19 protein-coding genes, 4 tRNA genes and 1 pseudogene are annotated in these 20399 nt (G+C 63.5%); 1 reads left to right on the top strand and 23 read right to left on the bottom strand.

The window, feature by feature from the left end; translation table 11 throughout:
* Positions 1-84: 84 nt before the first annotated feature.
* From rplL to KBX19_RS05355, 14 genes are all read right to left on the bottom strand, one after another.
* Positions 85-477 carry a 50S ribosomal protein L7/L12 gene (gene rplL / locus KBX19_RS05420; protein ID WP_005286806.1) on the bottom strand — a complete coding sequence of 131 codons (393 nt, stop codon included), beginning with the start codon at positions 475-477 and terminating at the stop codon, positions 85-87.
* A 70-nt stretch (positions 478-547) separates the two neighbouring features.
* Positions 548-1072, bottom strand: coding sequence for a 50S ribosomal protein L10 (rplJ, locus tag KBX19_RS05415; RefSeq protein WP_005286808.1), 525 nt, complete (start codon positions 1070-1072; stop codon positions 548-550).
* A 320-nt stretch (positions 1073-1392) separates the two neighbouring features.
* Positions 1393-2364: a serine hydrolase gene (locus KBX19_RS05410; RefSeq protein ID WP_005286815.1), complete on the bottom strand. Its 972-nt coding sequence runs from the start codon at positions 2362-2364 to the stop codon at positions 1393-1395.
* 71 nt (positions 2365-2435) lie between these two features.
* Positions 2436-3440, bottom strand: a complete 1005-nt coding sequence (locus tag KBX19_RS05405) for a choice-of-anchor M domain-containing protein (protein WP_005286819.1) — start codon at positions 3438-3440, stop codon at positions 2436-2438.
* A gap of 221 nt (positions 3441-3661) precedes the next feature.
* Positions 3662-4372, bottom strand: a complete 711-nt coding sequence (gene rplA, locus KBX19_RS05400; protein WP_005286821.1) for a 50S ribosomal protein L1 — start codon at positions 4370-4372, stop codon at positions 3662-3664.
* 101 nt (positions 4373-4473) lie between these two features.
* The gene (rplK, locus tag KBX19_RS05395; protein WP_005286826.1) at positions 4474-4902 is read right to left on the bottom strand and encodes a 50S ribosomal protein L11; all 429 of its coding nucleotides are present in this window, start codon (positions 4900-4902) and stop codon (positions 4474-4476) included.
* A gap of 238 nt (positions 4903-5140) precedes the next feature.
* Complete coding sequence (nusG, locus tag KBX19_RS05390) at positions 5141-5998, bottom strand: transcription termination/antitermination protein NusG (protein WP_083770340.1); 858 nt, start codon at positions 5996-5998, stop codon at positions 5141-5143.
* 287 nt (positions 5999-6285) lie between these two features.
* The gene (secE, locus tag KBX19_RS05385) at positions 6286-6609 is read right to left on the bottom strand and encodes a preprotein translocase subunit SecE (protein ID WP_005286828.1); all 324 of its coding nucleotides are present in this window, start codon (positions 6607-6609) and stop codon (positions 6286-6288) included.
* 27 nt (positions 6610-6636) lie between these two features.
* Positions 6637-6712 (bottom strand) — tRNA-Trp (locus KBX19_RS05380).
* 66 nt (positions 6713-6778) lie between these two features.
* A tRNA-Met gene (locus KBX19_RS05375) sits at positions 6779-6850 on the bottom strand.
* A 53-nt stretch (positions 6851-6903) separates the two neighbouring features.
* A tRNA-Thr gene (locus KBX19_RS05370) sits at positions 6904-6976 on the bottom strand.
* A gap of 109 nt (positions 6977-7085) precedes the next feature.
* Positions 7086-8663, bottom strand: coding sequence for a lamin tail domain-containing protein (locus KBX19_RS05365; protein WP_005286830.1), 1578 nt, complete (start codon positions 8661-8663; stop codon positions 7086-7088).
* 153 nt (positions 8664-8816) lie between these two features.
* Positions 8817-8901: transfer RNA gene (locus KBX19_RS05360), tRNA-Tyr, on the bottom strand.
* A 66-nt stretch (positions 8902-8967) separates the two neighbouring features.
* Entirely contained in the window at positions 8968-9963 is a 996-nt protein-coding gene (locus KBX19_RS05355) for a polyprenyl synthetase family protein (protein ID WP_255997865.1), read from the bottom strand.
* Positions 9964-10048: 85 nt separating this feature from the next.
* On the opposite strand from KBX19_RS05355, the gene KBX19_RS05350 reads away from it, so the two are divergent.
* A complete protein-coding gene (locus KBX19_RS05350) occupies positions 10049-11332 on the top strand; it encodes a geranylgeranyl reductase family protein (RefSeq protein ID WP_005286836.1) in 1284 nt (427 codons plus the stop codon).
* Positions 11333-11358: 26 nt separating this feature from the next.
* Here the strand turns inward: KBX19_RS05350 and KBX19_RS05345 are convergent, their stop codons facing one another.
* From KBX19_RS05345 to KBX19_RS05305, 9 genes and pseudogenes are all read right to left on the bottom strand, one after another.
* A complete protein-coding gene (locus tag KBX19_RS05345; RefSeq protein ID WP_255997809.1) occupies positions 11359-12045 on the bottom strand; it encodes a demethylmenaquinone methyltransferase in 687 nt (228 codons plus the stop codon).
* An 11-nt stretch (positions 12046-12056) separates the two neighbouring features.
* A complete protein-coding gene (locus KBX19_RS05340; protein WP_255997808.1) occupies positions 12057-13214 on the bottom strand; it encodes a glycosyltransferase family 1 protein in 1158 nt (385 codons plus the stop codon).
* Between the two features lie 23 nt (positions 13215-13237).
* Complete coding sequence (locus tag KBX19_RS05335) at positions 13238-13681, bottom strand: DUF3592 domain-containing protein (RefSeq protein WP_005286845.1); 444 nt, start codon at positions 13679-13681, stop codon at positions 13238-13240.
* The gene (gene menD, locus KBX19_RS05330) at positions 13678-15330 is read right to left on the bottom strand and encodes a 2-succinyl-5-enolpyruvyl-6-hydroxy-3-cyclohexene-1-carboxylic-acid synthase (RefSeq protein ID WP_005286848.1); all 1653 of its coding nucleotides are present in this window, start codon (positions 15328-15330) and stop codon (positions 13678-13680) included. The genes KBX19_RS05335 and menD overlap by 4 nt, the downstream gene beginning before the upstream one ends.
* Positions 15330-16001 (bottom strand): hypothetical protein, encoded by a 672-nt coding sequence (locus tag KBX19_RS05325; RefSeq protein WP_040423427.1) that lies wholly within the window; start codon positions 15999-16001, stop codon positions 15330-15332. The genes menD and KBX19_RS05325 overlap by 1 nt, the downstream gene beginning before the upstream one ends.
* A 54-nt stretch (positions 16002-16055) precedes the next feature.
* On the bottom strand, positions 16056-17639 hold the full coding sequence (locus tag KBX19_RS05320) for a DASS family sodium-coupled anion symporter (protein ID WP_005286854.1): 1584 nt from the start codon (positions 17637-17639) through the stop codon (positions 16056-16058).
* A 3-nt stretch (positions 17640-17642) separates the two neighbouring features.
* Positions 17643-18677, bottom strand: coding sequence for an o-succinylbenzoate synthase (locus tag KBX19_RS05315; RefSeq protein ID WP_005286857.1), 1035 nt, complete (start codon positions 18675-18677; stop codon positions 17643-17645).
* A gap of 131 nt (positions 18678-18808) precedes the next feature.
* Positions 18809-19171 carry a hypothetical protein gene (locus KBX19_RS05310; protein WP_050748766.1) on the bottom strand — a complete coding sequence of 121 codons (363 nt, stop codon included), beginning with the start codon at positions 19169-19171 and terminating at the stop codon, positions 18809-18811.
* Positions 19172-19183: 12 nt separating this feature from the next.
* A pseudogene (locus KBX19_RS05305) lies at positions 19184-20377 on the bottom strand (nucleoside recognition domain-containing protein); the annotation flags it as partial.
* Positions 20378-20399: the final 22 nt, after the last annotated feature.

Below are 20399 nucleotides of genomic sequence, written 5' to 3'. Positions count from 1 at the left end.
CCCGCCACGGCAGGACGCGGGGGCAGAAAACGTCGAAAAGCAAAAAGCCCCTGCACACAGGCAGGGGCAAGATGCGTGAAACGCTTACTTGAGGGAGACCTTAGCGCCAGCCTCTTCCAGCTTAGCCTTAGCAGCCTCAGCGTCATCCTTGTTAGCGCCCTCGAGGATGGCCTTCGGAGCACCCTCAACCATCTCCTTGGCGTCCTTCAGACCCAGACCGGAGACGATCTCGCGGACAGCCTTAATAACGCCGATCTTCTTGTCGCCAGCGTCCTCGAGAACGACGTCGAACTCGTCCTTCTCCTCCTCAGCCGGAGCGTCGCCAGCAGCGCCCGGAGCGCCAGCTGCTGCAACTGCAACCGGAGCGGCAGCGGTCACGTCGAAGACCTCCTCGAATTCCTTCAGGAACTCGGAGAGCTCGATAAGGGTCATTTCCTTGAACTGCTCGATGAGCTCGTCCTTGGTGAGCTTAGCCATTGTGGCTTCCTTTCTGTTGTGGCCTTACACAAGGCCGTAAGAGTGTGTTTTGGTTCGGGACGCACCGCTGTTAAGCGGCTTCGTCCTGCTTGTCCTGCAGTGCGGCAACAAGTCGTGCCGTCTTGGAGGCCGGAGCCTGGAACAGGCCAGCAGCCTTCGCCAAAGAGCCCTGGAAAGCGCCAGCAAGCTTGGCCAGAGTGGTCTCGCGGTTGTCCATCTCTGCGACAGCAGCCACCTGGGATGCGTCGAGAGCGTTACCGTCCATGTAGCCGCCCTTGACAATGAACAGGTCATTGTCCTTAGCGAACTTCTTCATGGTCTTCGCGGCATCCACAGTCGCGTCACCCTTGATGAAGGCGACAGCGGTGGGGCCGGTCAGGTAATCGTCGAGACCCTCAATACCGTGCTCATTAGCAGCGATCTTGACGAGGGTGTTCTTGGCGACGTGCAGTTCAACATCAAATCCGAGCTCACCGCGCAGCTGCTGCAGCTGGCTCACGGTCAGACCGCGGTACTCGGTGAGGAAAACAGCGGACGAGCCTTCGAACTTCTCCTTCAGTTCAGCCAGCTCAGCTGTGTTCTTCGGGTTTGCCATGACACACGCCTCCTTCCAATTACTTCATGTTGTATCCGCCCGGAGCATTTCGCTTATCGACGCCACGTGGCAGCCACCACGCGACCGGCGCAAAACAAAATGCCCCGTGCAGAAGCACGAGGCAATGCGCTTTTCAAGCGCTATACAAGCCACGTTTCTCCTGCGTGGGTCACTCCATGGGTGGAGTCTTCGATCCTTCTAGGCTTTCGCCTTCGGGATGACCGACGGTCTTCGGTGAAACTTGAGCGCGGGAAGACTTCCCGTTCAAACTTCGTTGGTGAACCTTAGTGCAGGGTGGCGCGGGAAACCAAATCGCGCAATCACTGCTTCTTGTTCTTGGCAGGGTCTTCCAGCCCGAGAAGTTCGAACGCGAACGGTTCAATCTCCGTGGACGAATCGGCAGCCACGAAAGACGCACGCTGTTTACCCGTGTCGAGCAGCAGCATGGACGAGAACCCGAACGTTCCGCCGTTATGCCAGTACAGCTCAGTGCCTTTGATATTCGGCCAGGTGAAGCGGAACTTGTCGCGCTCGAGCACATATGCGGCGTATTTCGCCATATCGCAGGTGGTGGACCGTAACCCACCGGAAGGAGCCGTGCCGTCCATCTCCCACGCCTGGACGCGCCAGCCCAGCATGGACACTCCCCGCGGCTTGCCTGGCCCCACTGTTCCCGGCAGCGCCACGTACGTTTCCGTCATGCCCAGCGGATCGAGCACGCGCTGCTTGATCAGCTCGGGGTAGCGGGTCCCGGCAACCTCGGCCAGCAGGAGACCAAGGAGATCGTGGGCGAGGTTCGAGTACGTCTCGGCGCCGCGGCCCTCCAACCGCGCCGCTAACGCTTGGTCGACAACATCGTCGACTGTGATGCCCACGTCAGGATTCAAGCCCAGCACCGCTCTTACTCTGCTACTGAGTCGCTGCTTGCCCATCCGCGGCAAACCGGAAGTGTGGTTGGCAAGTTCCGCCAACGTCACCGTCGATACTGCCGCGCCGCGTACCCGCTCCCCCAGCACGTCCTCCACGGTCGTGTCAGGCGTGGCCTCACCCAGCTCGATCGCCTGCTCCAAGAGATCAGCGGTGAACGTCTTCGTCACCGACGCGATCTCGAACTCCGTGTGCTCGTCCGCGCCGAGACCGGCGAAGCGGGTCTGCCCGTCCTCGAGGACGAAGGCCGCGATATTGCGCAGCGGGTAGACGTCTTCCCCCGCTTTCGCGGCCGAGGCCGTGAGCAAACCCGCCAAACGCTGATCGCCGGTTTGGTTCTGGGAGAGAGCAACGCGTTTCAGCATGACACCCAGTCGTACCTCAGATGCGCGATTAGTAAAGCTGGCGACCTTTTGCCCCCGCGCCGACGGATCAGTTACTTCTTCGAGGGCCAGAACAACTTCAGCAGGTTGTCCTGCAGGAAGTTGAACGTTGCACCGATGAGGGACAGCACCGTGGCGATACCATTCAGCGGGCGCTGCTCCTGCGCGTTTGCAGTCGCAGCGGGGCTGCCCTTCTCCGCCTTGCCCTTTTCATCAGCCTTCGGCTTGTTGTTGTCGGCCTTGCTGTCCTTAGCGTCTACGCCGTTCTTGGCAGGTGCCTTTTGCTCACCAGCTGGCGACGGCGGCAAAGCTGCCCCCTTCTCAACCGGATCAACCGCAACCGGCGACGGCGCGGGCGCCGTGCTTGCCAAATCCTGCAAGCGGTCGAGCGAGAGCGGCTCATCCATGATCGGGCGCTCGTTGGCCTTCTGCCCCACTTCCCAGGTGTAGGTCGCCTGGTTCGATTCCTTGCCGTTGCTCAGTGCGGTTGCCTTCATGGTGTAGGTGCCCGGTTCAGTGAACAGCCAGTGGGTGTGCAGGTGCGCCGGGGTGTCCTGGTGGATGGCGCTGCCCGGGGTGAGCTGGAACTCACCGTCGTCAGCCGCAGCCTTGAAACCACCCTTGCCGTCTGTGTTGAATGCGTGGATTTCGCCCGGGCCGGAGACCTCGTCGATGCGGATCTTCACGTCCGTGAAACCATCCCAGCGCGCCATCAACGTAGTCCAGCCAGGACGCAGCATGCCCTGGTGGTAGCCCTGCGGCAGGACATATCCGGGCTTGCCCACCTGGGGAAGGTTCTTCGTGTCCTCGGTGAACGCATCCTTGTGCACCACCATGGTGACATCTTCTGCCGGGCGCTCCACGTTGGAGCCAGTGATGTCCTCTTTGAGGTCGAGCTTGAGCTGGCCGTCTTTCGCGGTGACATTGAAGACATTCATGTGGCCGCTTTCCAGAACGAGATCCTGCGCGTTCGCTACAGGGCTACCTGCGATTGCAAGGGATCCAGTCAGGGCGACGGCGAGAGCGGAGCGGCGGACGGAGGCTGGCTGAAGAGACACGAGGAGGCCTTTCTGGAAGTCTGAAGGTCGGCTAAATCATGAATGCGGGTGACTCCAAAAGAATAACATAATGATTACAACTTCATAAAGGTCTCGCCCTTCTCACAGGATAACGCGCACGTGGGGTCACGAGAACCAGCGCGACGGCACCACAGCAAAAGACCCCGGTTCTCAGCGTGAATGCCGAGAACCGGGGTCGTGAGCGTAGAAACTACGCGGGCTTAAGCCTCGGTGTAGTTCTTCTGCACGGACGGGTCAACCGGAACGCCTGGGCCCTGGGTCGCAGACACCGTGACCTTCTTCAGGTAGATGCCCTTGGCGGATGCCGGCTTGAGGCGCAGAACCTCATCCAGGAGTGCGCCGTAGTTCTCGGCGAGCTGCTCCGGGGTGAAGGATGCCTTGCCGATCAGAGCGTGCAGGTTGGATGCCTTGTCCACGCGGAAGGCGATCTTGCCGCCCTTGGACTCGCTGACAGCCTTAGCCACGTCCGGCGTGACGGTGCCGGTCTTCGGGTTCGGCATCAGACCACGCGGGCCGAGGACGCGGGCAACGCGGCCGACCTTCGCCATCTGGTCCGGGGTCGCAATAGCAACGTCGAAGTCGATGTTGCCGGCGTTGATCTGCTCGATCAGCTCGTCGGAACCGACGATGTCGGCGCCAGCTTCCTGAGCCTTGGTTGCGTTCTCGCCCTCAGCGAAAACAGCGACGCGGACGGTCTTACCGGTGCCGTTGGGCAGGTTGACGGTGCCGCGGACGAGCTGGTCAGCCTTGCGCGGGTCGACGGAGAGACGCATTGCCACGTCGATGGTTGCGTCGTACTTATCGGAGGCAGTCTCCTTTGCCAGGGTGACTGCCTGCAGCGGGGAGTAGACCGACTCGCGGTCGATCTTTGCCAGCTGCTCGGCGTACGTCTTGGAGTGCTTCTTGGCCATGTTGAATTCCTTTGCAGTATTGATTGCTGCCGCCACATCAGGCGGCGGGAAGTGTGGTGCGGGCCTGACCAGACCCTCCCACGAGCAGGAGTCCGCGCGGACTACTTCTCCACGTCGATGCCCATGGAGCGAGCGGTACCGGCGATGATGGCGGCACCTGCCTCGATGTCACGGGCGTTGAGGTCGTTCTTCTTGGTCTCGGCGATTTCCTTGCACTGCTCCCAGGTGACCTTGCCCACCTTGTCGGTGTGCGGGACACCGGAGCCTTTCTGCAAGCCAGCAGCCTTGAGCAGGAGCTTCGCAGCCGGCGGGGACTTCAGGATGAAGTCGAAGGAGCGGTCTTCGTAGACCGTGATCTCCACCGGGATGATGTTGCCGCGCATGGACTCGGTTGCAGCGTTGTACGCCTTGGTGAACTCGACGATGTTCACGCCGTGCGCGCCAAGAGCCGGACCGACCGGCGGCGCCGGGTTTGCCATACCAGCCTCGATCTGCAGTTTGATAAGGCCAGTGACCTTCTTCTTAGCCATCGAATTACCTCATTTCCTTGGTACAGGCCCCCGCCACGATGTTTAACGGCGGCCTTCCGGATGCCACGCCAACGCCGTTTGCTTATCGACGCAGCCACCGGGGACGTTCATTACCGCACCCACCCGTAAGCAGGCACGATCGCTCAGTGTACGGGATAGACCCCGACCAGCCCAAATCACGAAAACCGGCCCCGTTAGGTTGGGAGCCGGTGATTCGTCGATAAGCAAAGTGCTCGAGCTACATGATGCGCTCGATCTGATCCGCAGTGAGCTCCACCGGGGTCTCGCGGCCGAAGATGGACACGAGCGCTTGGATCTTTCCGGTCTCCGGGTCGATCTCGTTGATGGTCGCAGAGACGGACGCCAGCGCACCGGAGAGAATGGTGACAGCCTCGCCGACCTGGAAGTCGTGCGCGACATTCGGCTTCTCTTCCTGCTCCGGCATCGCGATGACGGTCTCGCCCTCGGTATTTGCCTCGGAAGCGGTCGCCTCGCCGTCCACAGGCGCGGCCTTCGGCATGAGGAACTTCGCCACGTCGCGGTGCTTGACCGGGGTCGCGTTGCCCTCGTTGCCGACGAAGCTGGTCACGCCCGGAGTTTCGCGGACCACGGACCATGCTGCGTCATTGAGATCCATGCGCACCAGGACGTAGCCGGGAAGAAGCTTGCGCTTGACGATCTTCTTCTTGCCGTTCTTGTCCTTCTCAAAGACCTGCTCGATGGGCACGACCACGTCGTAGATGGATTCCTCCACCTCGAGCGTCTGGATACGCATGTCCAGGTTGGTCTTCACCTTGTTCTCGTAGCCCGAGTAGGACTGGATGATGTACCAGGAACCGGGAAGCTTCTTCAGCTCGCGGGTGTACTCACGCAGACGGCGCTTGTAATCCGCGTCAGCAGCCTCCTCCGGCTCAGCGCCAAGAGCGGCCTCCGGGGACACCGGCGCCTCAGCGTCAGCCTCCGTGGCATCAGCCGATTCGAGGTCGACCTCTTGCACGGGCTGGGTTTCAACCTCCGGCGCCTCGTCCTGCTCCACGTCGAGCGCCGGCTCAGCGTCAGCGTTGCCGTCGCCGACAGCGCCGCCTTCACCGATCATCTCGTCTTCTTGGAGGTCGGTAGTGGCGCCGGAGCCCTGACTGTCAGCCTCAGCGTCGTCTGCACCGGTTTCCGGGTCCGTGGACTCCTGCACCGCGCCGCCTTCGGCAACCATTTCTTCTTCGTTGCGCTCTTCAGTGGTGGCTTCGTTGTTGGTGGTGTCTTCTGCCATGACCGCTCCTTTCGTCGGGGTGTGTGGTGCGTCCCAGCCTACCTGCTGGGCCAAAAACTGATCCCGCCTTACCCTTGACGGGCGGCGGGATATTTGTTGGTCTGAAAAGACTATACCTAAGGCACCAGGATTCGCTCAACTACCCAGGCTGCGCCCTGGTCCACGCCCCACACCAGGGCGGTGAGAACAATGAGGAAGCCGAACACGATGAGCGTGTAGTTGACCATCTGCGAGCCGGTGGGCCACACCACCTTGCGCATCTCGCCGACAACTTCACCGGGGAACGCGAGTGGGCCGTCACCAGTGTTGTCCTGGTCATCGGCAGTGGTCGCGGGAGTGCGCTTTGCCTCGTAAGACTCAGAGGTGACGGAGGTGGAACCGCTCAGTTGGCGTTTACCGGTGGGCTTCGCCGTACTTCTACCTGGCTGGTTGTTAGTCACAGCTCTCCTCAAGGCTTTGGTCGTCTATGGCAGGGGCGACAGGACTCGAACCTGCAACCTACGGTTTTGGAGACCGTTGCGCTACCAATTGCGCCACGCCCCTTTGGTGCACTGCGTAAAACAGTACGCCAACCCTACCACGAGCGTAGAACCGCCCCTAGAAGGTGAGTAGCGATGGAGAGAATTGAACTCTCGACACAGCGATTATGAGTCGCTTGCTCTACCACTGAGCTACACCGCCATGTGCCTACTTCCTTCTGCCCAGTTTCCCGGTCAGATGGCAGCAAACAACAGAGCCCCCTAGCAGAATCGAACTGCTGACCTTCTCCTTACCATGGAGACGCTCTGCCGACTGAGCTAAGGGGGCGCAGCCTCTGAAGCGTTAGCCGCTTGTTTGAAGCCTTTGAAAGATTAACCTGCCATTGCGCACATTCACAAATCAGCAGGTCAATCTCTGTTTCAGCCTGTTTATACCGCTAGAAACGGATGCCGAAGAGCTGCCCCAGGACACCGTTGATCTGGTCTTTGAAAGCAGCGAAGATCGCGCCCAGCGCCGCGAGAACGCCCAGTGCAATTCCTGCTTTCGCGCCCGGGTTCAGGTTGCCGTCCGCATCGCGTGACGACGACTCAGCCGAGCCCTCTGCCGAACCTTCACCTGATCCGCCACCCGTGGTCGGCTCGCATTCCGTCTCCTTCGTGGAGACCGCGCCGCGCAGGGAAATACCGCCCGACACGCCGTCGTCAGCCCAGAGGAAGCGCGTGGTGTCGGTGGATTTCCCATTCTTGCACTGGCTGCGGGAGACGAAGGTGGCGAAGCCCTCGTTAGCGAAGTTCTCCATCTTTTCTGGCCGCGCCTGAACCTTGGACACCGGCGCGAAGTCCGTTCCGTTGTGAGCCACGTTGATGGATGCGCCCTCGCAGACCTCGTCGCACAGCACACGCAGCTGCTTGTCGACGGAGTTGTAATCCAGCGCCATCGCCCCCTGGAACGGAGACTGGTATTCCTGCTTCAGCTCGTGGGTTTCATCGTCCTTGAGGTCGACGAAGTAGACCTTGCCGTTAGCCTCCAAACCAACGGCGTACACGCTCTGATTAGGGATGTAGGAAATCGCCTCCCACCCGGCGTTCGCACCGATCTCCCCCGTGAGCGACTTCAGATCCCACTCGTGGGTGGCCTTCAGCTCTTTCTCGTCGCCACCGGGCAGTTCGTAGCGCAGGATGGACGGGCGGGAAACATCCTTCTGAGTGTTGTCGCGCTCGGTGGCCACGTAGAGTGCGCCGTCCGGGCCGACGGTAATGCCCTCGGTATCCGGGTCACCGGAACCGTCCTTGTAGCGCAGCTTCCAGGAACCGGCATTGGAATACTGCCTGGTGGCCTCGTCGTAGTCGACAGCGAGAAGCGTTCCCTTGTCGTTGTTTACAATCCACGCGCGGCCGTTGTTGTCGAAGTCAATGCCGGACATGTCCTCTTCCGCGAACGCGCCACCCAAGTCGATGTTTTGAATCTCCTGCGGGTCGAACGGCCAGGCTTCCTCCGCGGCCGGCTGCTTCTCCCCTGCCGCCTTGTTGGCCAACCCACGGGTCGCCTCACCAGTCCCGGTGAATTCCCCAGTCTTGTCCGGGATACGGCCCCAGGTGTTCTCGGCGTGGCCGTTCCAGGTGGTCTCAGCGACAAGCTCGCCCGCGGCGTTGTACACGCGAACAGAGTCGTTCCCACCCAGGCCGTAGCCCTTGGAGCCGTCCGGAGTCTGCTTCTCGGTGTAGAGGGCGAAGTAGCCGCCCGACTCGATCTTTGTGCCGTCCGGGATGACGATCGGAGCGTGCTTGTCGTTGTCATCGAGGATCTTCCAACCGGAGATATCGATGTCTTGATCATTGTTGGTGTTAGCCAGCTCTACCCAGTCAGCGACGGGGTCGCCGTTGGATTCGACCTCGTTGATGACGACGGGAGAGTTAGCTGGCTGAGCAAACGCGTGCGGCGCGACGAGCGCGGAGAAACCAAGAGCAGCGGAGACGGCAACAGCAACCGCGCTGCGGAAACGGGAGCGAGACATAAAGGACCCTTCAGGAGAGAGAACAGGACGCTCCCGAACTTAGAAGCACGAGATGAACGCTTAGCTATTTCTAAGTAAAGCGCGCGTGACCGCCCCGTGAACTCCGCCTTGTCGAAAGAAAAACGCACCGCGGGAATCCCTCGGTGCGTTTGTTGGTGCCAGGTAGAAGATTCGAACTTCTGAAGGCAATGCCGGCGGATTTACAGTCCGCTCCCTTTGGCCGCTCGGGCAACCTGGCGTGCTCGGACTACATTACAGGACGCGCCCCGAAAAAGTGCAAATCACCAGCTCGGAGCACTAAACGCTACCCGACGCGTTCGACGGTGTACCGCGAGATCTGGCGGATTGCACGGTTCGCGGGGATGTCGGGCAGCGCGTCGAGATGCTTGTCGACGTCGGCGAGGTATCCCCGGACGTCGTCAAGCGCCCGCTGACGGCCGTCCGTTTGCGCGATGAGGTCGAGGGCGCGGGCGACGTCGGCATCGTCGATAAGCGGGCCGGTGAGCATCGCACGCAGTTCCTCGCCTGCGGGGCTGGAATCGCGCATCGCGTACAGGACAGGCAGCGTGAACACGCCTTCGCGCAGGTCGGTGCCGGGGGTCTTCCCGGACTGTGTGGAGTCGGAAAAAATGTCAATGACGTCGTCGACGATCTGAAAGATCATGCCCACTGCCTCGCCGAGCTCCTTGAGCGTGCGCACGTCCTCCTCTTTCGCGCCGGAGTGCGTCGCCCCGAGGAACGCGGCGGACGCGATGAGCACGCCGGTCTTTTCGCGGATGACGTTGAGGTAGTGCTCGACCGGGTCGCCTTCACCGGGGCCCACCGTCTCGCGCATCTGGCCAGTGACTAGGTCGCTGAACGTGTCGGCGAAGTGCGCGACGGTGGCGGTGTCAATTTCACTCATGATGCGTGACGCCTCCGCCAGCAAGAAGTCCCCGGAAAGAATCGCGACGGTGTTCGTCCAGCGTGCGTTGGCGGAATCGACCCCGCGGCGCTTTGCGGCTTCGTCCATCACGTCGTCGTGGTACAGCGTGGCCAAGTGCACCATTTCAACAATCGTCGCACCCTTGACCACGTTCTCCGCCTGCGGCTGATCCCCGAACTCACTGGCGAGCATGGCCATCATCGGGCGGAAACGCTTCCCTCCCGCCTTGGCCAGGTGCGTGACTTTCTCGTTGAGGAAGTCGTGCCCGCTGGACAAACGCTCAAACATGAGCTTTTCCACGCCGTCCAACCCTGCCGCAACGCGCTCAGCCAGCTCCTGATCCCCGAGGTCTAGCTGGGGTGTGCCGTTGGTCATTGATTGTCCTTGCGGGTCGTGCGGGCGGGCTTGTTGGTCCCCTTTACCGTAGTCGACAGTGTGTGAGTCTGGCACAATAAGTGCGGTGAAATCCTTCGAGTGCGTTGTCGTCGGGGCCGGTCCCGCCGGTTCCGCCGCAGCGATCGCCGCGGTGCGCGCGGGCATGAGCACGTTGCTTATCGACGCTTCTTCCCGCCGCCGCGACAAAACCTGCGGCGACGGACTCACCCCACGGGCAGTCCACTCCTTGCGCACGCTGGGGCTCGAATCTGCACTGCCTGCCTACCGCAACAAGGGTCTGAAGTTGCACGGTTTCGGCGGCTCCGTCACCGCACCGTGGCCCAACGGCTCCTACGGCACCGAGGGGTCGGCATCTCCCCGCACGCTTTTCGACGCTTCCTTGGCCGACCTGGCCACCACCACCGGCGCCACCGTCCTCTACGACTGCCCCGTCACCGCCCTCGAGCACGGGGCGGAAGGCGAGATCACGGCAGTGGTCACCCCGAAGGGAACGTTCGGTGCGCGCTGGGTGGTGGTTGCAGATGGGGTGCGTTCGCCCGTCGGAAAGCTGCTGGGCAGGCAGTGGCACCGCGGCGAGGTGTACGGCATCGCCGCGCGCTCCTACTGCACCACCCCGTTTGCCGACGAGCCGTGGATGCATTCCCACGTCGAACTCCGCGACTCTAGCGGCGAGATTCAACCCGGCTACGGCTGGATCTTCCCACTGGGACGCTCCGCCCCAAGCGGAAAGGGAGAGGCGAGAGGAACCGTGAACCTGGGCTGCGGGGCCCTGTCCACCGACACTCGGCCTGCCAAGGTGAACACCAAAAAGCTGCTCGTCGAATACGCCGACCAGGTCCGCGACGAGTGGCAGCTGGGTGAACCAAGCGACATCGCCTCGGCGCTCCTACCCATGGGCGGGGCTGTATCGAACGTCGCCGGGCCGAACTGGATGCTCATCGGCGACGCCGCAGCCTGCGTCAACCCCCTGAACGGTGAAGGAATCGACTACGGGTTGGAGACCGCCATCATGGCGGTCGACCTGCTCACCGAAGCAAGCGCGGGCTCACGCGACCGTGACCTGACATTGGTCTGGCCGCACGAACTGCGCCGCCGCTACGGCGAGGCCTTCGTGCTTGCTCGCACCGCTGCCCGTCTGCTCACCTACCCGCAGTTCCTGCCCCTGGCTGGGCCCATTGCGTTGCGAGGCCTCGGCGGCCGCTACCTCATGCCCGCCGCCGCCCGCCTGATGGGCAACCTCATCAGTGAAGAAGACAAGGACCTCGTCGCGCGGGCGTGGCGCGCGGCCGGGTCCGTCGTTTCAGCTTCAGCGATCCGCCGCGGCGCGCCGCTGTGGGATGCCCGCTAGGCTTTCTCAGCGTTTCTCAGCGTTTCTCAGCGCTTCTCAGCGCGGTGCAGCGCGACGATGCCGAAGGCGAGGTTCTTCCAGGTGGCACGCTCCCAGCCGGAAGCGTTGATGGCGCTGGCCAGCTGCTCCTGGGCAGGCCATGCCTTGATGGACTCCGCAAGGTACTCGTAGGCGGGGGCGTTGGAGGAGAACACCCTGCCCAGCAGCGGGATCATCCGCGGCAGGACGGTGCTGTAAATGGTGGAGAACACCGGGATGACGGGGGTGGAGAACTCGTTGACCACCAATCGGCCACCCGGCTTGGTCACACGCGCCATTTCGCGCAACCCGGCTTCGAAATCGTGCACGTTGCGTAGACCGTAGGAGATGGTCACAGCGTCGAAGGTCTCATCGGCGAACGGCAGGTGCATGGCGTCGCCAACGACCTTCGGCACGTTGCGGTGCGCGCCGGCGGCGAGCATGCCCTGGGAGAAGTCGCAGGCCACGCACCACGCACCGGACTTCGCCAGCTCTTCGGTGGACACTGCCGTGCCGGCGGCCAAGTCGAGCACCCGCTCGCCGGGCTTCAGGTCCAGCAGTTCGCGGGTGCGGCGGCGCCAGCGGCGGTCCAGGCCAGCTGTCATCACCGTGTTGGTGATGTCGTAGTTCTTGCCGACGTCATCGAACATCCCCGCCACATCGTGCGGGTTCTTCTCCAGGTTCGCCTTGGCCATAGGAAGACAGTCTACTTCGCCTTACTACGCCCGCCTTTGCGCCCCTTGTACGGGCTGGCGTCGATTGCTTGCTCGTAGTAGCCCAGGAGCTGGTCGCACAGCGCCGACCACGTCTTGTTCGCAACGGACTCGCGGGCGTTGCCGCTCATCTGCTCTAGGTTGTCGTCGGCGAGGATGGTCGCAGCGGCGGCGGGTAGGTCGCGTTCGAAGGTGGGGACGTCGAGAAGCTGGCCGTTGTAGCCGTCGACGATCGTGTCGATGGGCCCGCCCGCGCGCGGCCCGATCGTCGGCGTGCCGGAAGCCTGCGCCTCCTGCAGCGTCTGCCCGAAGGTCTCAAACTCGCCGGTGTGCACGAACAAATCCAACGATGCGTAGGCCGCCGCGAGCGCCTCCCCGCGCAGCTCACCGGTGAAAATCGCATTCGGCATGAGCTTGCCCAGGTCGCGTCGCTCCGGCCCGTCACCCACGATGACCAGCTGAATGCCTGGATCCCCGTGCAGGGCCGCAAGGCGCTCGACGCCCTTCTCCGACGCGAGGCGCCCCACGAAGCCGACGAATTTCTTCGTTCCCGTCGGGTCCCACTTCGCGCGCAGCTGCTCGCTGCGTTTCGACGGGTGGAACAGCACAGAGTCGACCCCGCGCCCCCACTTGTGCACGTTTTCAATGCCGTGCTTCTCAAGCTCCGCGATGGTCACTGACGACGGGGCGAGCGTCATCTGGGTCATGTTGTGCAGCCTGCGCGTCCACAGCCACGCCGCCTTCTCCAGGAAGCCGAGGTGGTACCGGGCGCTGAATCCCGCGACATCGGTTTGGAAGAGGGCAACGGCGGGGAGCTTCAAACGCCGACAAGCAATCGCTCCGACACCACCAAGCACGAACGGGCTGGCCAGATGCACCACGTCGGGCTGAAACTCTCGCAGTGTGTTCCACAGCGTCGTGTTCGGAATGCCCACCGGCAGTGAATCAACCAGCGGCACCATGATCGTGGGCACACGCACGACCGGGAAGCCGGCGTAGGACGGAACCTCCTCCTGGTTCGACCGCGCACCTGGAGCAATGACAATCGCCTCGTGGCCGTTCGCCTCCAAATACTCCAGCACACGCAGGACGGAGTTGGTTACTCCGTTGACGTTGGGCAGGAAAGCTTCGGCAACAATGGCGACACGCATTGCACCATTATGTCTTTGGCCTGCTAACTGTTCGCGTCTTTCTCGGTAACGGCAGGTGAATTTTCACGCCGTCCCGCCCGCGACACGGCCAGCCATCCCGCCGCCGCGATGAGCGTGGACATGAGCGCCACCGATAGCGCCGGAATGATCGCAAGGGGCCACGAGCGGCCTTCCACCTTCACAATGTCCGGGTCCGACTTCGCGTACGTCACCCACACTTGCTGCCCCTCCCCCAGCCCCGAGGGGTAGAGCAGACCGTGGGGCGGGAAGTGCACGCGCCCGGTTTCGTCCAGGTACTCGACGGAGGTGCGCAACCACGTCACGCTGGTGACGGTGGCAATGCCGCGGCCGGGGTCGCGGGAAATGGTGGCATCGTTCATCACGGGCCCTGCGACCATGGCCACGCTGCCGAGCATCGCGCACAGGTATAGCGCGATGATCAGCTGGTGCAGGCGGCGCTGAATCACTTCTTCAGCTGCTCCGCCAAATCGCGCCTGGTCGCGCGCGTGGTCACGGCCTCAATCACAGTCACGGGCTCGTGCTTATCGACGCCATCGACCAGGCACTCCACCAATTCCTGCGTCGTCTCGGCCCGGCGGTACGCGACACCGTATGCGTCTGCGAGGGCGGCGATGTCAACGTCGTGAGGCGTGCCGAACGCCATCTCGAAGTTCTCGCGCAACGGTTCAGCACCGGGTTCGAGAGCCTCGAAGATCCCGCCGCCGTTGTCGTTGGCCACAACGATGGTGAGGTTGCTCGGACGCGGCTGCGGCAGGTCGTGGCTGCCGATGAGCAACCCGCCGATGTCGTGCAGGAAGGTCACGTCGCCGACGAGTGCGACCGTGCGCGGGGCGCGCAGCTCATCCGGGTGCAGTGCCTGCGTGGCCAGAGCAATGCCGACTGCCTGGGACACTGTGCCGTCGATGCCGGCAGCACCCCGGGCGGCGTAGGTGGACACGCCGTCGAAAGGCAGGCCGACCAAGCTGGCGTCGCGCACCGGGTTCGACGACCCGAGCACCAACGTGTCCCCCACCGCTAACGTGTCGCCCACCGCTGCGGCGGCATGCAGGCCGGTGAAACCGTATTGCTTGTCCTCGAGAGCGTCGCGGACTGTCTGGGCGCCGACGTCGCCAGCAGCCTCGCAAATCTTGAGCCACTGATCGGTCGGTTGTCCGGTGACGTTCACTCTGCTGCCGCGGCGGGCAGGGTTGCCCGTGAACGCCTCCGTGCGCGACAGCCCGATGACCTCAATGGTGTTGTCCGCCATGAGCGCCAGCACATCGCGGTGCAGCGTTGGGTGGCCGACCACAATGACCTGGTCCGGCTTTGTCGACGCGGCGAAGTCCCCGCCGTCGTGGCTCACCGCCACCTCATCCTGAGTGAAAAACCGCGCCGCCAAGGGGTGCACCTGGTGGAATGGGGTCGGGGCGGTCGGTTCGGCAATCGTGGGTATGTGCTCAAGTCCGGGGACCTCCCAGGCCTCGTCACCGGCAATGACCAGTGTGTTCAAAGTCAGGTCGACATCGACCGCGCCGTGGTCGACAAAACCTGCCCCGCCCTGCAGCCGCCCAGGGCCGACAACCCGGCGCGGCGTCCCCACCGGTTCCGCCAGCGCCTCCGGCACGAGCGGGGTATCCAACGCGACATTGATATGCGCGGCGCTGCTGCCGCCCGCGTCCGCGTCTAGCTCGATCGGGTCACCCACCGCGGCGACCTGCTGTGTCGCGGCGTAGCGGCCGAAGATGCCCTGCTGCCAGATCGTCTGCGATGCGCCGGTGCCCACCAGCCGCTCCGGCCGGTCCGCACTGACCACGAGCAGCGGGGTGTGCGACATGTGCGCCTCGATGACGGCCGGGTAGCAGTTCGCCACCGCAGTTCCCGAGGTCATCACCACCGCCACCGGCCTGCGTTGCACACGCGCGAGGCCGAGGGCGAGGAAGGAGGCGGCGCGTTCGTCGATACGCGAATGGACAGTGACGTCCCTGCGCGCCAGAAACGCGTACGCCAACGGCGAGTTGCGCGAACCCGGGCACAACACGACATCCGTGACATGCCCGGCGACCTCTTCCGCGACGTAATTCGCGACGGCGATTGCCTCTACTGCAGAATCCGCCATTACTGCCCCGACCCAAACAGATCGTCGAGGAAGCCCTGGATCTCGCTAACGACGCCTTCCGCCTCGTCTTGCAGCTCAGGCGGAATCTCAGTCGGAACCTCGGAGGGAAGGTCATCCGGCAGGTCAGACGGGATGGTCACCTGGGGATCACCGTCGGAGTTGCGGCCGAACAGGCCGTCGAGCAGACCCTCCGGGGTCGTCGTCACTGTCTCTGTCTCCGTGAGGGTCACCGGTGCCGGCGGCGGCTGGTTCGCACGGCCCTCCGCCCCGCGCCACAAGAAGAACAAGACAAGGGCTGCCAGGGCCAACAGCAACGCGGTGATGCCCATGGCGACGCCGCCGGCCCTGCCGCCGCGCTGCGGCTGCTCGTAGGGCTCGGGATCGCTGTAGGCCTGGCGGTCGCGCGGCGGGCGGTACGGCTGCTCGTAAGGTTCGGGATCGCCGTAGCCCTCGTAACCTTCATAGCCGCCGTATCCGTCGTAGCTGTCCTGCCCGCCGTACTGGGTGTGGCCGCCGTACTGCGTCTCCGGGTACGCAGCCTGGTAGGTCGTCTCATCCGGCATGTACTGCCGTGGCCCCTTCTCGCGGGGCTGGAACTGTGCAGTGCGGTCGTCGGCGCCGAGGAACTCGGTCTCATTATTCGAGCCGTCGCGGCGGGTCTGATCATCCATGGGCCACATCGTAGTCCCCCGGCGATCTGAGACCTACCGCGGTGAAGCGGCGGCCTACAGCACCAGGCCGAAGACAGGCACCGCCAGGAAGTAGGTAGCCAGGGTGATGATCACCACGGCGATGACGTTGAGCCAGATACCGCCCTTGATCATCTGCCCCATGGTGACGTAGCCGGAACTGTAGGCAATCGCGTTCGGCGGGGTGGCCACCGGAAGCATGAACGCGCATGTGGCGGACAGGGCGACCGGGATGGTCAGCAGCATGACGTTCATGTCCCCGCCCGATGTCAGGCCGATGCCGGTGGCGACACCGCCCATGATCGGCAAGAACGTCGCGGCCGTCGCCGTGTTGGAGGTCAGCTCCGTCAGCAGCAGGATGAGCACAGCCACTGCGGCGATGAGCAGGATGACCGGCAGACCTGCAAGAATCTTCGCCACTTCACCGACCCACAACGACAGGCCCGTCTTGGTGAACATCGCCGACAGCGACAGACCGCCGCCGAACAGCAGCAGCACATCCCAGGGGATGTCCTTGGCGGTCTCCCAATCCAGCAGGCGGATGCCGTTGAGTTTGCCCGGGATGGTGAACAGCAACAACCCGGCGATCATGCCCACGCTCGCATCGGTGTAGGGGAAGTCCCAGCCGAAGGTCTCCATCCCCAGCGGGATGAACACCCAGGCCAGCGCTGCAGACACGAAGATCACACCGGCGAGGATTTGGCCGGGGGTCCAGCGGCCGATCTTCTTCAATTCGTCGTCGATAAGCTCTTTGCCCCCGGGGATCTCGTCGATCTCGGGCTTGAACACATTGATCAGGATGACCCACGCAAGCAGCGTGAACAGCACCGCAATGGGCACACCGAACATCATCCACTTGCCAAAACCGATCTCGATACCGTGCGATTCCTTCATGTAGCCGGCCAGCAGCAGGTTCGGCGGCGTACCGATCAGCGTGCCCAGCGAGCCTGTCGACGCCGAGTACGCAATGCCCAGCATCAGCGCCGTGGCGAAGTTCTTCTGCTTGTCCATGCTGCCCAGCTGCTCCGCGGTGAGAGTGAGCACGGAAACACCGATCGGCAGCATGACCACGGCCGTGGCGGTGTTGGACACCCACATCGACAGGAAGCCGGTGGCCACCATGAAGCCCAGGATGATGCGCTTCGGGGACGTACCGATGAGCTTGACCACCCACAGCGCAAGCCGGCGGTGCAAGTTCCACCGTTGCAGACCCAGCGCAATCATGAATCCGCCCATGAACAGGAAGATCGTGTCGGACGCGTACGGGGCGCTGACTTCCTTGAACTCGGCGACGCCCATGATCGGGAAGATGGCCAACGGAATCAGCGCAGTGGCGGCGAGCGGGATCGCCTCCGTCATCCACCACACCGCCATCCACACCGCGACTGCAGCCACGATGCGCATTGCCTGCGCGGAGTACTCTTTCTCAGCGTCAGCACCGGCGGACCGGGCTACGGTGTCAGCGGCGCCGTCCGGGAACAACAGGTAGATGACCACTGCCGCCGCAAGCCCGACAAACAAGCCGATGACCTGGCGGCGCCAGTCCTTGCGTTCCGGCGCGGTGGCGATGTCGCCTTCCGCGAACTGAGTGGAATCGTGAGTTATCGCTGTTGCTGGCATGAATCAAACATATGCCATACAGCGCCTCAGACGATAAAACCACCAGTCTTTTCTTATCGACGACGCCCGCAAACCCGCCACCCTATCCGCATCCGGCGCGAACAACTCTGTCGGATTGATACTGATGCGCCCCTCCACGATGGGGAATGGGTCAGCGACATCCTCAATGAACAGCCGTTGCGTGGCCAGCCCCGCCGCCTGCGAGCCCACCGCCGCCGCGGCAACGAGCCCGGCGTGAATCCCCACCGCAGTGTCCAGGGCAGAGGCCACCGTGATCCGCAGGTCTAGGTCGCGGGCGATCCGCGTGAGGTTGCGCACCCCGCCGAGTGGTGCGACCTTGCACACCGCCGTATCCGCTGCCGCCAGCTTGACCACGCGGTACGGGTCCGCCACCTTCCGAATCGACTCATCCGCCGCAATCGGCGTGCTCACTTTGCGGCGGACTTCTGCGAGCTCCTCCGCGGTGCGGCACGGCTGCTCGATGTATTCCAAATACCCGCCGCGCGCGGTTCCGGTCGAGCCATCCGACGCGCCTTCCCCAGGCGGGAGGATCTCTTCGAAAGCCCGCGCGGCGGCGATCGCTTCCTGCACGGTCCAGGCGCCGTTGGCGTCGACACGCAGCACGGCATCGGGGCGCAGCTCGTGGACGGCTCGAAGACGCGCGACATCGTCCGCGAGCGCCTGCCCAGGCTCAGCGACTTTGATTTTGAACGTGCGCACGCCTTCGAAGCGGGCGAGGACGTCAGGCACCTCGTCGGGTGTCACCGCGGGAATGGTGCCGTTGACCTCCACTTCGCTAGGGCCACCCAAACCCTGGTATCCCTCGTAGGCGGCTTCGAGCCCGGCGCGCAGCCAGGCCGCCGCTTCCTCGTCGCTGTACTCGAGGAAGGGGGAGAACTCGCCCCAGCCTGCGGGGCCGTCGATAAGCAGGGCTTCGCGCGTGGTGATGCCGCGGAACCGCACCGCCATCGGCAGCGAGACAACGTGGGCGCGGTCGAGAATGTCGTCAGGATCCGGCAGAAAACTATTCCCAAGCACCGATTTCGTCTTCCGGCAGTGGTTCGAAGAAACTGTCGGGGACTTCGTAGTCAACGAACCCCAACTGATACCGCTCATCCTGACCGTTCTCAGTCATGGCAGCACCTTCCTGCTATGGCCCATATTCATGGCTAACTGTACCCGGGATCCGCGGGCCGTTTGGTCAGCACGAGCGCAACGGGTCCGCTCGGACGGTCAGTGCGGTTCGCCGATGCGCAACCACCGTTCGGGGCCGCCGCCACACAGGACGAGCACGCGCCGCCCGCGCACGACGACCCGATCTCCTCCAGCGTGAGCCGGCCGACGCGTTGCAAGTGGTGCACCACTGCGTCGACAGTGCTGGGGCTCAGGCCGGTCATGGTGCGGATCTCAGCGCGGGACCGCGCTCCCCCGCGGATTGCAGTGACAACTGCTTCCATCGGGCGCAGGTCGCTCTCGGGTGCTGCGGGTGCAGGCGCTGCTTGCGGCCGGTTGTTTCTTGTGAAGAATCCCATCGTTGTCCCTCTCTAGAGCACCAAGCTCAGGCCCTGGAAGGTGGCCACGGCGAGCAGCCAGGCGAGTGCTAACTGGCCGACGAGGCCGATCGCGGTCCACTTCCATCCGATCTCGCGACGTTGCGCGGCCAACGTGGCCACGCACGGGGTGTAGGCGAGCAGGAAGATCATGTAGGCCCACACGGCGGCCAGGGTGTTGCCCCCGGAGGTCTCTTCGAAGTCCGCGCGCACGGCCTGGGCGAGCGGGGATGCGCCCTGCTCCTCTGGGGCCGCGTCGGTAACGTCCTCGAGGTCGTAGGTCTGGGCCCACGTGGCGATGAGAGCCTCTTTGGCCAGGAAGCCGGTGACCAGCGGGCCGGTGAGCGACCACGAGTCGAAACCGGCGGGCTCGAACACCGGCGCCATGGAATCGGCGACAACGCCGTAGAGGGAATCTTGGGGCGCCAAGTCCTCATCACCCCAGCTGTGCCCCGGCGCAGCGGGGGTAGACAGGAGGAACCAGATCACCACGACCGTGGCCACGATGATCCCGCCCGCGGTCTGCAGGAAGCCTTTCAGGCGGCTCCACATCACCGAGAAGCTCAAGCGCGCTGTCGGACACTGGTAGACGGGCAGGTCAATGACCAGCGGGTCGGAGCCCATCGTGCGCCACAACGTCGTGCGCAACAACAGCCCGGAGGCCACCACCAGCGCGATCGAGATGACGTACATGGCGAAGACGACCAATCCGGCGTTGTCCGGGAAGAACGTCTGCGCCAGCATCACGTACACCGTCAAGCGCGCAGAGCAGGACGTGAACGGCACCAGTAGCGCGGTCAACCTGCGCTGTTCCGGGGTGGCCAAAACGCGCGTGGCCGAGATCGCCGGCACGTTGCAGCCAAAACCCACGATAAGCGGGATGAACGCCTTGCCCGGCAACCCGATCGCCCGCATGAGTCGGTCCGCGACGACCGCGGCCCGAGCCATGTAGCCGGAGTCCTCCAACACCGCCAAGCAAAGGAACATCAACGCCATCAACGGCACGAAGGTGAGCACCATGCCGACGCCGTTAATGATGCCGTCGACAAGCAAGCCCTCCACGAACGGGTAATTGAGACCGACCGCAGCAAGCCCGGCGCGCGCCCAATCGGAACACGGGCCCAGCACGAAGTCCTCGAGCAGGCTTTGCAGCGGCGCCGCCACCGTCGTGGTGATTTGGAAGACAGCGAACCGCCTAAAACTAACTCCA

Source organism: Corynebacterium sp. CCUG 71335 (assembly GCF_024454075.1).
Classification (GTDB): domain Bacteria; phylum Actinomycetota; class Actinomycetes; order Mycobacteriales; family Mycobacteriaceae; genus Corynebacterium; species Corynebacterium genitalium.
This window is presented reverse-complemented; position numbering and strand designations above follow the sequence as displayed.

Bases quoted from the DNA above. Each gene is read 5' to 3' on its own strand.
- rplK (WP_005286826.1), bottom strand. From the start codon at position 4,902: ATGGCTAAGAAGAAGGTCACTGGCCTTATCAAACTGCAGATCGAGGCT.
- KBX19_RS05310 (WP_050748766.1), bottom strand. From the start codon at position 19,171: ATGGGATTCTTCACAAGAAACAACCGGCCGCAAGCAGCGCCTGCACCC.
- rplJ (WP_005286808.1), bottom strand. From the start codon at position 1,072: ATGGCAAACCCGAAGAACACAGCTGAGCTGGCTGAACTGAAGGAGAAG.
- KBX19_RS05320 (WP_005286854.1), bottom strand. From the start codon at position 17,639: ATGCCAGCAACAGCGATAACTCACGATTCCACTCAGTTCGCGGAAGGC.
- KBX19_RS05410 (WP_005286815.1), bottom strand. From the start codon at position 2,364: ATGCTGAAACGCGTTGCTCTCTCCCAGAACCAAACCGGCGATCAGCGT.
- nusG (WP_083770340.1), bottom strand. From the start codon at position 5,998: ATGATCGGTGAAGGCGGCGCTGTCGGCGACGGCAACGCTGACGCTGAG.
- KBX19_RS05340 (WP_255997808.1), bottom strand. From the start codon at position 13,214: ATGCGTGTCGCCATTGTTGCCGAAGCTTTCCTGCCCAACGTCAACGGA.
- menD (WP_005286848.1), bottom strand. From the start codon at position 15,330: ATGGCGGATTCTGCAGTAGAGGCAATCGCCGTCGCGAATTACGTCGCG.
- KBX19_RS05355 (WP_255997865.1), bottom strand. From the start codon at position 9,963: ATGACCAACGGCACACCCCAGCTAGACCTCGGGGATCAGGAGCTGGCT.
- KBX19_RS05365 (WP_005286830.1), bottom strand. From the start codon at position 8,663: ATGTCTCGCTCCCGTTTCCGCAGCGCGGTTGCTGTTGCCGTCTCCGCT.
- KBX19_RS05345 (WP_255997809.1), bottom strand. From the start codon at position 12,045: ATGGCCAAGGCGAACCTGGAGAAGAACCCGCACGATGTGGCGGGGATG.
- rplL (WP_005286806.1), bottom strand. From the start codon at position 477: ATGGCTAAGCTCACCAAGGACGAGCTCATCGAGCAGTTCAAGGAAATG.
- KBX19_RS05325 (WP_040423427.1), bottom strand. From the start codon at position 16,001: ATGGATGATCAGACCCGCCGCGACGGCTCGAATAATGAGACCGAGTTC.
- rplA (WP_005286821.1), bottom strand. From the start codon at position 4,372: ATGGCCAAGAAGCACTCCAAGACGTACGCCGAGCAGCTGGCAAAGATC.